This is a genomic window from Actinosynnema sp. NPDC091369 (assembly GCF_044757065.1).
Lineage (GTDB): Bacteria > Actinomycetota > Actinomycetes > Mycobacteriales > Pseudonocardiaceae > Actinosynnema.
Genome location: NZ_JBIVUG010000004.1, coordinates 642,749 through 656,741, shown reverse-complemented (window position 1 = coordinate 656,741; position 13,993 = coordinate 642,749). Strand labels below are relative to the sequence as shown.

Below are 13,993 nucleotides of genomic sequence, written 5' to 3'. Positions count from 1 at the left end.
GAGTTCTCCCCCTCTCACGGCCACCAGCGCCGCGCGTCGTCGACCGCCGCGGCGAGGCGGTCGTGGAACCCGGGACCGGCGAGCTCCGCCAGCTTCGGTGCGGCCCGGTCCAGGAGCGCGAGACACGTCGTCCGGCTTACCGACCGCATCGTGCGGCGAAGCAGGACGACCAGGTCCGGGCCCGGCAGGACCGCCGCGGCGCGGGTCACCACCGCGACCAGCAGTCCGCGGTCCCGGCTCGGTGCCGCCGCCGCGGCCCGCGCGAGGTGGGCGGCGGAGCCGAGGACGGGCACCAGGCCGGTGAGCGCCCGCGTCCGGGCCTCCTCGGGGAGGAGTTCGGCGGCGGAGAGCGCCACGTCGACCTCGGCGGCTGCCAAGCCGGGTGCGGCCGTGGCCAGCGCGCGAGCCCTGCGGAACGGGTCGTCCATCGCCAGGATCTCGGGCAGCGTGCGGGCGAGGGGCGGGGGAGGGCCGTGGCCCACGGCGGTGGTGCGCTCGTCGGGCAACGCGTACCCGGCCAGCACCCCGGCGCGGGTCCGGTGATCGGCCGCGGTGAAGGCGTCGTCGGGGTCGGTGGGGGCGGCGGTGATGGTGCGGGCCGCGGTCAGCGCGGCGGCGAGCACCGGCGGTCGTTCGCCGACGGGCAGCCGGGCCGCGACCGCCGTCAGCAGGACGGCGCGGGCGTCGAGGTCGGAGATCCCGGCCGCGGCGGCGAGGACCTCGGCGAGCTCGTCCTCGGAACTCGTCGGGACGAGGGCGACGAGCTCGTCGACGCGCGCGAGCTCGCTGCCGTCCGCGGTGGCGCGCTCCAGCAGCGCGCCGATCCGCGGCCGCGGTGCTTCGCGCGGAGGGGCGGTCCCGGCCGCGGCGGACACCGCGTCGTCGACCAGGTCATCGGGCAGTTCCGGCAGGATCCGCCGGACGGCCTCCGCGCGATCGTGCTCACCGGCGACGGACATCGCCGAGTCCAGCGCGTCCCGGAGCAGGTTCCGCCTGGCCTGCCCGTCGAGGCGTCGCGCGAGTGCCGCCTGCGCGGCGGCACGCCACCCGCCGTGCCGCACCCGGGACGCGATCGACACCGCGTCGGCCACGTCCGCCAGGTGCGGCGCGAGCCGGGTCAGCACGTCACCGGTGATGTGGGTGACGGGATCACGGGCCGCGGCCAGCGCCCACGCGACCGCCGGGGGGCGGAGGTGGTCCGGCAGGAGGGGGACCAGGGCGGCGAGCAGCAGCGCCCTGGCGGGTGGGGCGTGCAGCCTGCGGGCGTGGGCGACCGCCCGTGACGGCGTCCACATCCCGGCCTTCACCAAGGCGACCACCAGGTCGGCCGGGATGTTCGCGGTGAGGCTGGTGATCGAGGAGGCCGCGAGCGCGCACCGCGCCTCGTCCACCAGCGTCGGCGCGGGCCTGCCCGCGGTCAGCGCCTCGTCGGTCCGGCGTGCGAGGTGCGCCCACAGGGTGGCGATGTCGGCGAGGTAGTCGTCGACGGCGTCGGCGTGCTCGTGGGCGGCGAACCACAGGTTGCCCGTCCGGCCCTCGGTGGTGAGGAGCCGGCGGAGGTCCTCGATCCGCCCGGCGTCGAGCAGGTGCCCCGCCAGGTGTCGCACGGCGTACCCGGTCAGCAGGTCGGGGTCGGCGGCCAGTCGCGGCAACCCGGCGTCGAGTCCGCCGAACCCGGCGAGGTGGAGGTCGATGATCCGGTGGCGCGCGGTCGCCGCCGCGGCGCCGAGGGTCTCGCTCCAGTGCCAGTCCTCCTCGGACCCGAGGTCGTCCAGGGGGCGGCCGTTCAGGAACTCCCGCAGGCTGGTGTGGTGGACGGCGAACCTCCGGGCCGTCGGCCCCGCGCGCTCCACCGCGAGGAACGGCCGGAGGGTGCTGTGGCACCAGCGCCGGACCGCGGTCTCGTCGGCGTCGGCCGCCGACGCGAGGTCGGCGGCGTCGAGCGGCTCCCCGATGACGGCGACCACGCCCAAGAGCCGCAGCAGCCCGGCGTCCCAGTCCGGCGTCCGGCTCCAGCGGTCCACGGTGTCGGTGTAGTAGCGGGACAGGCCCGAGGGCAGGGTGGCGAGGTCCCGCACGTCGCGGACCCCGTTCCGCAGCTCCTCGACGGCGTAGCGCAGGTACACCCAGACGCCCTGGCACCGGTCCGACAGCGCGGCGATGACGTCCTCGCGGGCGAGCTCCGGCGGCAGCGCCGCACGCAGGTGCGCCTCGACATCGAGGCGGTTGCGCGGATCGTCCGCCGCCAGCCGCACCACGGCGTGGTCGCCGCCCGCGCGCGGCGGCGGGTGGCCGGTCCGGTAGGTGCCCACCACGAACACCCCGTCCGGCAGCACGAACGGCAGGCCCCACGGCTGCCCGTCGACCTCCGCCTCGTCCGCCCCGTCGACGACCAGCACCAAGGGGCTCCCCGCCTCCCGGGCCCGCTTGGCCGCCGCGTGGAGCACCACGTCGAACCCTTCCGGGGTGAACGCCCACTCCGGCACCATCGCGCCCGGCGCGATGTCCGCCAGCGCCCAGCGCCGCACCAGCTGGCCGACCAGGTTCTGCAACCCGACCCGGACCGTCGTGCCCCGGCTCACCCCGGCGAAGTGCCCCACCCACCCCCGTTCCGCCACCAGGAACGCCGCCAACGCCGTCTTCCCCACCCCGGCGTCCCCCGAGACCCAGACGTAGCCGCCGGACATCCCGGCCAGCCGTTCGTCGATCTCCGCCAGCACCCACGCCCGCCCGGTGAACCCCTCGCCCAACACCCGGTCCGTCACCTGCCGGTGCTCCCGCACGGCGTTCTCCACCGACACCGCGGCCGGGCCTGCCGGCAAGGGGGTGGCGGTGTGGCCCTGAGCCGCGTCGGACGCCCACGGCCCGGTGGGCGCGGAGGGTGAGGGCCGGGCGGTCGTCTGACGGGCGTGGGCAACTGCGCCCGCGGAGGGTTCGGCGCCGTAGACCTGACGCATCAGGGTGGTCATGCGGTCGATCCAGGCTGGGACGGCGACGTGGCGTCCGAGTGCGGAGAGGGCGTCGACGCCGAGGAGCAGGAACTCGTCGGTCGGGTGGTGCTCGACGAGGACGTGCAGCTCCTGCAGCACCCTGTCGGCGTGACCGCGGTCCAGCAGGGCTCGCAGGTGGTGCTCCTTGAGCGTCCGGTATTGGGCGGCCATGTCCTCGCGGCGGCGGTCGGCCCAGTCGCTGCCGAGACCGGCCAGCGGAGCACCCCGCCACAGGGCGAACGCCTCGTCGAACCGGTCCGGGTCACGGGCCTGTCGGGCGGCGTCGGCCAGGCTCAGGAACCGGTGGTAGTCCACCAGCACCGGGTCGATCGCGAGCACGTAGAACCCGGGACGTGACTGGCCGTCCAGCCAGGCGCCGTCACCGCCCGCGCGGGTGAGGGCGCCGCGTATGTGCTTGGCATACGTCCGAATGGTCGACGCGGGTTTCCTGGCCTGTTTGCGTTCCGGGTTGTCGGGCGACCACAGGCAGTCGGTCAGCACCCCGACGCTGACGGGTTTGCGCGGGGACAGGGCCAACACGGCGAGCATGCATTCCTGCGTTCTCGTTTTCAGCTTGTGCTCGCCCTGGTCACCGTGAATCCCGACACCGTCCAACAGCCGGATCTCCACCCGCGCCTCCCGGAAGGCTCGACCCGTCTGGAGTGTGGCAGGCGGTCGGTGGGCGGAATCCGCAAACGTGCGGGCGGCCACCCGTTTGGCTGTGCCTTTGTCCCGATTTCGTCCAGCGCGCTGAATCCTGTTCCCGGACGCAGCGGCCAACCGGCCGAGGGGGAAGCCGCGGTGCGGATGTGCCCGCGTTCGAACCGCTCAGGTCCACGAACAACTGTCCACCCGGGAATCGCCCGCGCCGCAGGCGCGCCCATTCGGTTGCGCACGTCGACCTGACGAATCTTCACCTCTGTCGTCCCCGTGCTGCGTAGGAGTCCCGGACCATCCCGGCGGGCGGTGCAGGCGGGGTATCGGCGATGCTGTGGGTGTGGAGTACGTGTCCAGGGTGCCGCGTCCGCCGCTCGACGGGCTGATCGACGACCTCTACTACCTGGAGGGCGCGCCGCCGTACGCCCGGCTGACGCTGCCGCCGATGCCGGCGGCGTTGCTCATCGTCAACCTCGGGGAGCCGTTCCGCATCCGCAGCGGCACCGAGGTCGAGACCGCCGAGTACGCCGACGGCTGCGTGGTCACCATGCCCACCGGGGCGTTGGACGTCGGCTACCCGCGCGCGACCCGGTCGGTCGGCGTGCACTTCAAGCCGTGGGGGTTGGCGCCGTTCCTGCCGATGCCGGCCGCTGAGCTGTGCGACCGGCCGGTGACGGTGGAGCAGGTCTGGGGTCGGCCGGCCACCGCCGGGCTGCGGGACCGGCTGGCTGCGGCGTGCGGGCCGGATGAGATGTTGACGTTGCTCGAGGAGGAGCTGGTGCGGCGGCTGTGCGAGACCGCCGGCCTGGGGCTGGTCCGCCACACGGCCGGCGTCATCGCGGCGAACACCGGAGCGGTGGCGATCGGCGACCTGAGCGTGGCGGCCGGTGTCAGCAGCACTCATCTGGCGCAGCGGTTCAAGGAGCTCATCGGTGTCACGCCGAAGCGGCTGGCCCGCCACTACCGCTTCACCGCCACCGTGTTCGCCATCGACCCCGCCGGACCGGTCGACTGGGCCGACCTCGCCGGTCGCGCGGGCTACTTCGACCAGGCCCACTTCGGCCACGAGTTCCGGGCGTTCACCGGGCTCACGCCGACCCGGTACGTCGAGGTCCGGCGGCGGTTCCTGCGCGAGCACCCCGGCAACGTGCTGGAGGGCTGGCCGCTGCCGGCCGATTGATTTCTTACAAGAGCGACCGCCTCCCGACCCGCTACTTTGCGGGCACCCCGAAGCAGAGGAGAGCCCCGTGGGCAAGGTGGTCATGTACAGCTCGGTGTCGGTGGACGGCTTCATCGCGGACGAGGACGACCGGCCCGGACCGCTGTTCGACTGGTTGTCCAGCGGTGACGTGCCGTTGGACGAGAGCGGCGCGTTGAAGGTGTCGTAGACGTCCTACGACTACACGCGGGCTTACTGGGACCGGAGCGGGGTGACGATCGTCGGCCGCCACGTCTTCGACTTGACGGGCGGCTGGGACGGGAAGCCGCCGGGCGGGGTCGAGCACGTGGTCGTCGTGACGCACCGGCCGCGGCCCGAGGGGTGGGACGCCGAGGCGCCGTTCCACTTCGTCGACGGCGTCGAGGCGGCCGTCGCCAAGGCGCAGGAGCTCGCGGGTGACCGCCTGGTCGAAGTCGCCGCCGGCGACGTCGGTGGCCAGGTGCTCGCCGCGGGTCTGGTCGACGAGGTGCGCATGGACGTCGTGCCCGTGGTGCTCGGGTCGGGCAAGCGCTACTTCGGGTCGGTCCGCGCGCAGCACCTGCTGGAGGACCCTGATGTGGTGATTCAGGGCAACCGGGTGCTGCACGTGCGCTATCGCGTGAGCCGTTGAGCGAGCCTCCGGTGGTATCCGTTCATTACTGCGTCCACCGTGGACAGTTCGGATGATCAGGGGCCCTGCTCTTCGGTCAGCTTGTCGAGCAGGGCGAAACCGTGCCGATCCACCGGGATCGCGGTCGCGGAGAGGAGGACCACCGCGGTACCGGCCGCGCGGTCCAGACCGATCCAGCTGCGGAAGCCGCCGGTGCCGCCGTTGTGCCACGTGATGGCGCGGCCGTTGCGCTCCAGCGTGATCCACGCCGCACCGATGCGCACCACCCGGCCGGTGAAGTTCTCCACGGGGTCCAGGGCGGAGGTGCCGGGCGCGGAGCCGTCGACGAGCGCGGCGGCGAGGCGGGCCATGTCGCCGATGCGCGCGCGAATGCCTCCCGCCGGTCCCACCGCTTCCCCCGTCCACGGGTGGCGCTCGCGGCCCCACCGGGTGGTGCCGGTGAGTGCGGCCGGTCGCAGGTCGGCCGGGGTGGCGGGCGCGTAGAACACGTCCAGGCCGAGCGGAGCGGCGACCCGGTCCCGGAGCAGGTCCTGGAACGTCGTGCCGGCGGCGTTCGCCAAGGCGTGCCCCAAGAGCTGGAAGCCCAGGTTGGAGTAGCGGGGTCGGGGTGGACCGGGGCGCACGCCGCGGGCCTGGGTGAGCAGCTGGTCGAGCGTTTCGCCGTACGGGTTCGCGCCGTGCAGCCAGAGTGCCAACGACTTGCGCAGCGCGGAAGCCGCGGCGGGCAGGCTCGGCAGGCCCGAGCGGTGTGTGGTGATGGAGGACAGCGTCACGCCCGCCACCGGGGCACCGTCCAGCGGCAGCAGGTCGCCCAGCGTGGTGGACGGCCCGATCTCGCCACGTTCCCGCGCGTCGGCGTAGAGCAGGCCGGTGACCCCTTTGGAGATCGAGCCGATCTCGAAGTCGGCGTCGGCGGACGCGCCCACGCTCGCCACCGAGGTCCCGGCCGGCGACACCGTGGCGACCGCGGCCACCGGGTGCCGAGGCCCCAGGCGTGCGACCAACTCCTCCGCGAGCGTTGCACCCGACAAGACCCACACCCTTCGGAACTCTTCGACACGGCGACAGGCAAACCGTAGCCGGCGCGCAGGCGATCGACATGGCACCTTCGGCTACCTGTGGTGCGACTTTCGCATGAACCGGCCCCGTGGCCTCCTGCGGCCATCAACCGCGGGCCGAACGACGCGAGGGTGCCGCGCGCGGGAGCGAGATCGACGAACGTGGCGGTCCCGCCGGCGGGACACCATCCCGAAGTCACTCCGCGCGCGGCACCGGCGAACCCTCGTGACGCTGAGCAACACCGCCGCACGTCGAACCGCCGAGTCCGGCGACGCCGGGTAGTCGGGCCGGGGCGTTCCTCGACGTGTTCGCCCCCATCGCGACCAGCGGCACGAAAACGCGTGAGACCTATGTGGAGCGGAGTCCGTCTCCGGCACCTGTGCACGTGGCCCCGGATCGCGTCCGGTGAGGACGGCCGCCTGATCTCCAGCCCGTTCCATGGCTGGCGCGGATGGCGCTGGAACCGTTGTCGTGCAGGCATTCCCGCGGCACGGGTTGAGCGCGAGCAAGATCGGAACTCGCGCGAGGTCGCCCCTCCGGGCGGGGCGACCGCGCGGTGCCCGGACGGGGCTGTGGTCTACGTCACTTGATCTACCCCTATGTGAAGTGGGGGTGATGCCGCACAGTGGCACACTGACAATGTCAGGTGTCATGCCGTCGGGGGGCATGCGCATGCACCGGGGGGCCTCTCATCTTGTCCACCAGCCGCTTGGCGGCCGGGCGGTCACGCCTGCGCACGTCCAGATTCCTCGCGTCACTGTTGGCCGTGTCGGCGGTCGCGGCGGTTGTCGTCACGGTCGCCACCGGCGGGCCCGAGGAGACCGTCGCCCAACCGATCACCGAAGCGCCTGACACCGGGGCGGCGCTCGTCGCCGCTCGGGCCCAGGGCACCGAGGTCGAGGCGGTCGGCATGCGCACGGCCACCCGCTCCGTGTTCGCGCTGCCCGACGGCCGGCTCCGCGCGCGCCTCTCGCTGACGCCGCAGCGGGTGCGGCGGGGTGACGAGTGGGTGCCGGTCGACACGTCGTTGCACGTCACCGACCGCGGCGTCACGCCCGGGGCGGCCGACGTCGGGCTCGCGTTCTCCCGCGGTGGGGCCGACGCGCCGTTGGTCGAACTGGCCCGGGCCGGCACGGGATTCGCGCTGTCGTGGCCGGGCGCGTTGCCGGAGCCGCGCGTCGACGGCCGCAACGCGACCTACGTCGACGTCCTGCCCGGTGTCGACCTCGTGATGACCGCCGTGGACGACGGCTACGACCAGCACATCGTCGTCAAGAACGCCGAGGCCGCGAAGAACCCCGCGCTCCAGCGCGTGCGGCTCGGCATGAAGACCACCGGGCTCGCGGTCACCGCCGACGACAAGGGCGGGCTGGACATGCGCGACGCCGCCGGTGCCGAGGTGTTCACCGTGCCGCCGTCGACCATGTGGGACTCCAAGCGGCAGGCCGGCGAGGCGCCGCGCACCGATCTTGCCCCGGTGGGCGTCGAGGTCACCGCGGACTCGCTGACCATCGTGCCGGACCAGCGGTTGCTGACCGACCCGTCGACGGTCTACCCGGTCTACATCGACCCCGGCCCGCGCACCGTGCACAAGTCCGGCTGGACCACGGTCTACTACAACGGCACCGCCGCGATGGGCAACGGGACCCACTGGAACGGCGCGAACTCGCAGGCCGAGGACAAGTGGTGGGTGCAGGTCGACCCGACCGCCCGGTCCGGCGTCGCCTACGAGTCGCCGTACCTGCTGACCCGCTCGTACTTCATGTTCGACACCGGTTTCCTCGCCGGCAAGGCCGTGTCCGGCGCGCGTTTGGACACCGCCGTCGTGCACGGCCCGGCGTGCAACTGGTCGCACACCCACCGCCTGCACAAGGCGAACTGGGGCATCGGCCCCGACACCAACTGGAACAACCAGCCGACCGACGGCGGTGAGACCGGCCGCGCCGCCGTCTCGACCGTCAACGGGAACTGCACGGGCCAGAAGGGGCTGTCCTTCGGCGCGCTCGGCGGCATCAACGCCGGTGGGTCCTCGACCTACTTCATCCGCGCGGACGACGAGGGCAACGACGACTACTGGCGCAAGTTCAACCCGAACGACACCACCCTGGTCGTCGAGTACAACGGCACGCCGAACCAGCCGACCGAGCCGCACACCGTGCCGGACCCGGTGGCGTGCCGGTGGTGCGGTGGCATGCCCTACGTGGGCGACTCCACCATCACGCTCAAGGCCCGGGTGTCCGACCCGGACGGCGACCAGGTGCACGCCGAGTGGGACGTCTACGACATCGCCGAGGACGGCACCTACAACAAGCAGGTCCGAACCGGCGGGTGGGTGTCGTCGGACTCGCCGGTCAGCACCACGGTCGACCTGACCGGCTTCCACAACCGGAAGATCAACTGGTACGTGCGGGCCAAGGACGGCGTCGCGAACTCCCCCTACGCGGGGTTCCCGGAGGAGTTCACGGTCGACCGGGTCGCCCCGAAGAACCAGCCCGAGGTCGTCAGCGCGGTCTACCCGGAGGACAACCGCTGGCACGGCGGCGCCAGCGTGCCCGGCGTGTTCCGGTTCACCGCCAAGGACGCGGACGTCAACGCCTTCGAGTACGGGTGGACCGACGGCGCCTGGACCGACGGCACCTCGAAGCGGGTGGACGCCGACAAGCTCGGTGGTGTCGCATCCCTCCCGCTGACCCCGCCCGGTGACGGGCCGCGTGACCTGTTCGTGCGCAGCCTGGACCGCGCGGGCAACCCCGGTCCGAAGCGGGTCTACCACTTCTACGTGCGGCCCGGGAACGGCGCGCTGGCCCAGTGGCAGATGGAGGGCAACACCAGGGACACCGCCCACCTGGGTGACCGCCACGCCACCGCGCACGGCTCGGTGTCCTTCGTGGCCGGCGCGGTCGGTTCGGCCCTCGCGCTGGACGGCGCCGGGTACGCCGAGGCGCCCAACGCGGTGCGCACCGACCAGAGCTTCTCGGTGTCGGCGTGGGTCCGGATGGACCAGGTCGGCGACACCTGGCACACCGCGGTGAGCCAGGACGGGGCGAACATCTGCGGCTTCTGCCTCCAGTACGAGGGCAGCTCCAAGCGCTGGGTGTTCGTGATGCCGCACAACGACAGCTCGTCGCCCAGCGGGTACTCCTTCGTGCGCTCGACCGAGGAACCGGCGCCGGACGCGTGGACCCACCTGGTCGGTGTGCACGACGCGGAGGCCAAGCAGCTCCGGCTCTACGTCAACGGTGAGCTCGCGGGCACCACACCCCGGTCGGTGAATTGGAACGCCACCGGCCCGCTCCGCATCGGCCAGGCCGTCCGGGCGGGCGTGCCCAGCGGTGCGTGGAACGGTGCCCTGGACGAGGTGCGGGTCCACGACCGCGCGCTGACCCAGGACGAGGTCCGCGGTGACATTCGGCGTGACGGCGTCCACGTGGCGCACTGGCGCTTCGAGGGTGTCCCGGGCTCGACCACCGCGCTGAACTCGGTCGCCGGCGGCGTGTCCGCGCTGCTGTCCGGCGGCGCGGAGTTCTTCGCCCAGCGCGTGGACGGCGACACCGTGCTCAACCGGGCCGTCCGGTTCGCCGGCACCGGTGAGGTCGCCACCGACGGCCCGGTGGTGCGCACCGACAAGAGCTTCACGGTGTCCGCCTCGGTCGTGCTCGCCGACGTCACCGGGACGATGACCGTGCTGTCCCAGGACGGCGCGGACGGCAGCGGGTTCGTGCTGCGCCACGACAGCGGTCGCTGGGAGTTCGGCATCACCCAGGCCGGCAGCACCTCGTGGAACGCGCTCGCGCAGAGCGTCGCCGGGTCGGCCGTCGCGGGCACGCCGACGCACCTGACCGGTGTGTTCGACTCCGCCACCAAGAAGGTCGCGCTGTACGTCAACGGGCGGGAGGCCGGCGTCAGCGCGGCCGCGACCGCGCCGCTGTGGGACGCGACCGGACCGTTCGCGATGGGGCGGGGCCTGCGGGCCGGCGCACCGGCGGACCCGCTGCGCGGTGAGCTGGACGAAGTGCGCGTGCACAGCCGTGCGCTGGCCGCCGCCGAGATCGAGCCGATCGCCACGCTGGACTCGACGCCGCTGCGGCAGTGGAAGCTGGACGGCGACGGCGGGGACACCTCGGGCCGCGGCAAGTCCCTGACCCCGGACGCACCCGTGGACTGGGTGACCGGGCAGAGCGCCACGTCCGACCCGAAGGACCTCGCCGTGCGCCTGCGGGGCACCTCGATGAACACCGAGCACGCGGTCGACACCTCGCGCAGCTTCTCGGTCAGCGCGTGGGCGCGGCTGGACAAGGTCGGCGCCTACGCCGCCCTGGCGTCCCAGGACGGCCGGACCACCAGCGCGTTCCAGCTCCAAGCGACGCAGGACGGCCACTGGGCGCTGGCCATGTTCGCCCGCGACGAGAACGGTGGTGGCCCGACGCACGACCGGGCGGTCGGCTCCGTCGTGCAGCAGGGCGTCTGGACGCACCTGGTCGGCACCTACGACGCCGACAGCGACCAGATGTCCCTGTACGTCAACGGTGACCTGGTCGCCACGGCCGCGCACGCCAACGCCTGGGACCACTCGACCGGTCGGTTCCACCTCGGCCGCGCGCTGTGGTCGGGCTCGGCGGTCGACTTCTTCCCGGGCGCGCTGGACGACGTCGAGGTGCACGGCCGGGTCCTGTTCGCGACCGAGATCCGCGACAAGGCGGGGCGGGACCTGAGCCTGGTGCACAAGTGGCAGTTCGACGAGGGTGTCGGTGCGACGGCCGGTGACTCGGTCGGCTCGGGCACCGGGACCCTGGTCGGCGGCGCGGCGTTCGCGCCGGGCCGACTGGGCAACGCCATCGGCCTCGACGGCGTGGACGACGCGGTGTCCACCACGGCGGTGCCGCGCACGGACGAGGACTTCACCGTGTCCGCCTGGGTCCACCTGCCCAACAACAACTGCACCACCACCAAGTGCAAGCGGGTCGCGGTGAGCCAGGACGGTGACCGCAACAGCAAGTTCCGGCTCGGGTTCGTGAAGGACCGCGAGCACCCCTACGGCAACTGGTTGTTCGAAATGCCGGAAGCCGACACGGACACGACGGTGATCACCGCCGCCGCGGTGTCGGCGGAGTCGGCCGACTTCGGTTCGTGGGTGCACCTGGTCGGCGTCTACAACAAGTCGGCCAAGCGGATCCTGCTGTACGTCAACAGCAACCGGGTCGGCGAGGGCACCGTGGAGTCGTCGTGGCGGGCGACGGGTGGTGTGCAGATCGGTCGCGGCCGGCTCGCCGGCGGCCCGGCCGAGCTGTGGCCGGGCTCGGTGGACGACGTGCGCCTGAACACGGGCTCGTTGGACGACGACGCGGTGTCCGCGCTGTACGAGTCCTACCCGGAAGAGGACCAGCCGCCGGCCGAGCTGCCCGCGGCGGACCTCGCGCACTGGAAGCTCGACGAGAGCGCCGGCAGCACCGGCGCCGATTCGAGCGGAAGCGGCAACGTGCTCACGTTCACCGGTCCCGTGTCGTGGATCGGCGGTCGCTCCGGCCGCGGCGTGCAGCTCGACGGCACCTCCGGGTTCGGGCAGACCGGCGGGCCGGTGGTCGACACCAGCCGCAGCTTCTCGGTCTCGACGTGGGCCTACCTGAACAAGACCGGCGCGAACTTCACCATCGCCGGGCAGGACGGCAACCGGGTCAGCTCGTTCCTCCTGCAGTACAACGCGGCCGGCAAGTGGGCGGTCGTCATGCCCACGGCCGACCAGGACAACCCGTCCACGGTGGTGCTGCTGTCCGCTGAGGACGCCGTCGTGGGCAGGTGGACGCACGTCGCGGCGGTGTACGACGCCGACGCGAAGCAGTTGCGGCTCTACGTCAACGGGCTGCTGTCCGCGGTCCAGGTCGGCGTCGTCGCCTGGAACGGCACCGGTCCGTTCACCGTGGGCCGCGACAAGTGGAACGGCGTCAACGGGCACTTCTTCCCGCGGGTCGTCGACGAGGTGCGGGTCTTCGGCCGGGCGCTCAGCCACGGTGAGATCGCCGAGGTCCACGACGACATGGCCACCAACGACTTCGGCCTGTGGCAGTTCAACGAGGGCAACGGCAACGACACGAGCTGGCGCAAGAACACGCTGACGTTCTCCGGGCAGCCCTCCTACCCGGCGGGCGGTATCGCCGGCACGGCGGTGAAGCTCGACGGCGCGTCGTCCGCGACCGCGCTGGCCTACGGCGTCAACACGCGTGACAGCTTCACCATCAGCGCGTGGGCGCGGTTGGACCGCGGTGACCGCGCGTACACCGTCGTGAGCCAGGACGGCACGCAGGTCAGCGGCTTCCTCCTGCAGTACCGGCCGGAGTCGGGCCGGTGGGCGTTCAGCGCACCCGCCCAGGACGCGACCAGCGCGCCGCTGATCAGGGCGCTGTCCGCGGAACCGGCCGAGGTCGGGCGCTGGACGCACCTGGCGGGCGTGTACGACCACGTCGCCGGCCGGATGCGGCTCTACGTCGGCGGGCAGCTCACCGGCGAGGTGGAGAACCGGCTGTGGGTCGCCGAAGGCCCGCTCGCGATCGGCCGCGCCAAGTCCGGCACCGGGGCGACCGAGCAGTTCGGCGGTCTGATCGACGAGGTGCGGGCCGAGCAGGGCATGGTGGCACCGGACCGGATCCTGCTCCGCGCCACGCGTCCCGCACCGCCCGGCGGCCAGCTCGGCCGGTACGTCAGCGAGAAGGGGGAGCACTACACCGGGCACACCGACGTGGCCCCGCTACCCGGGTTCCGCTTCGAGGGCACGTTCGGCGCCCCGGTGCCCGCGGACCACGCCAACACCCGGACCCTCTACTCGTGCCAGTCGGGCAGCGACATGTTCACCTCCGCGCAGGCCGACTGCGAGGGCGGCACGAAGATCGGCGAGATCGGTGCGGTCTACACCGCGCAGCCGACGAACGTGCCGGTCATCCCGCTGTACCGGTGCGTCGTCAACGCCGACCGCTTCGACTCCACGTCGGCCGGCTGCGAGGGCCGGACCCAGCAGCAACTGCTCGGCTACACGCTCGGGTACGCGCCGCTGGCCCGCTACATCGCGGTCCAGTCGCCGTGGGACCACTGGAGCACCGCGCAAGGCGTGCAGCCGGGCTACCGCTTGGAAGGCGTCCTCGGGTGGGTCACCACCTCCACCGAGACCGGCACGGCGCCGTTGTACGTCTGCCGGAGCGGAGCGGATGTGTTCAGCTCGCTGGACGCGGCCTGCGAGGGCGCCACGAAGGTCGCTGACGTCGGCCGGATCTGGACCTCGCCGCCCGCCGGGGCGGAGTTCCGGGAGCTGAGCCGGTGCGTGCAGGTCGGCACCACCAACCGGTACGACTCCACGACCAACTGCACCGGCCACGAGTACCAGCAGCGGCTGGGCTACCTGCTCGTCACCGCGCCCGCCACCACGCCGTCCTTCCCCACGGCCTGACCGGCCCGTGCGCTCCGCCACTGGAG

Annotated in this window: 4 protein-coding genes and 1 pseudogene; 3 read left to right on the top strand and 2 right to left on the bottom strand. The window is 72.8% G+C overall.

The genetic code is table 11. The annotated features are described in order from the left end of the window. Positions 1-14: 14 nt before the first annotated feature. Positions 15-3,539: an AfsR/SARP family transcriptional regulator gene (locus tag ACIQMJ_RS19450; protein ID WP_499762365.1), complete on the bottom strand. Its 3,525-nt coding sequence runs from the start codon at positions 3,537-3,539 to the stop codon at positions 15-17. Positions 3,540-4,005: 466 nt separating this feature from the next. Here ACIQMJ_RS19450 and ACIQMJ_RS19445 point away from each other — a divergent pair, with 466 nt between their 5' ends. Beyond that, positions 4,006-4,827, top strand: coding sequence for a helix-turn-helix domain-containing protein (locus ACIQMJ_RS19445; protein WP_499762470.1), 822 nt, complete (start codon positions 4,006-4,008; stop codon positions 4,825-4,827). A gap of 67 nt (positions 4,828-4,894) precedes the next feature. Beyond that, a pseudogene (locus ACIQMJ_RS19440) lies at positions 4,895-5,476 on the top strand (dihydrofolate reductase family protein). A 56-nt stretch (positions 5,477-5,532) separates the two neighbouring features. Here ACIQMJ_RS19440 and ACIQMJ_RS19435 read toward each other — a convergent pair. Beyond that, positions 5,533-6,507 (bottom strand): serine hydrolase domain-containing protein, encoded by a 975-nt coding sequence (locus tag ACIQMJ_RS19435; RefSeq protein WP_499762364.1) that lies wholly within the window; start codon positions 6,505-6,507, stop codon positions 5,533-5,535. Between the two features lie 722 nt (positions 6,508-7,229). On the opposite strand from ACIQMJ_RS19435, the gene ACIQMJ_RS19430 reads away from it, so the two are divergent. Further along, positions 7,230-13,967 (top strand): LamG domain-containing protein, encoded by a 6,738-nt coding sequence (locus tag ACIQMJ_RS19430; protein WP_499762363.1) that lies wholly within the window; start codon positions 7,230-7,232, stop codon positions 13,965-13,967. The last annotated feature ends 26 nt before the right edge of the window (positions 13,968-13,993 follow it).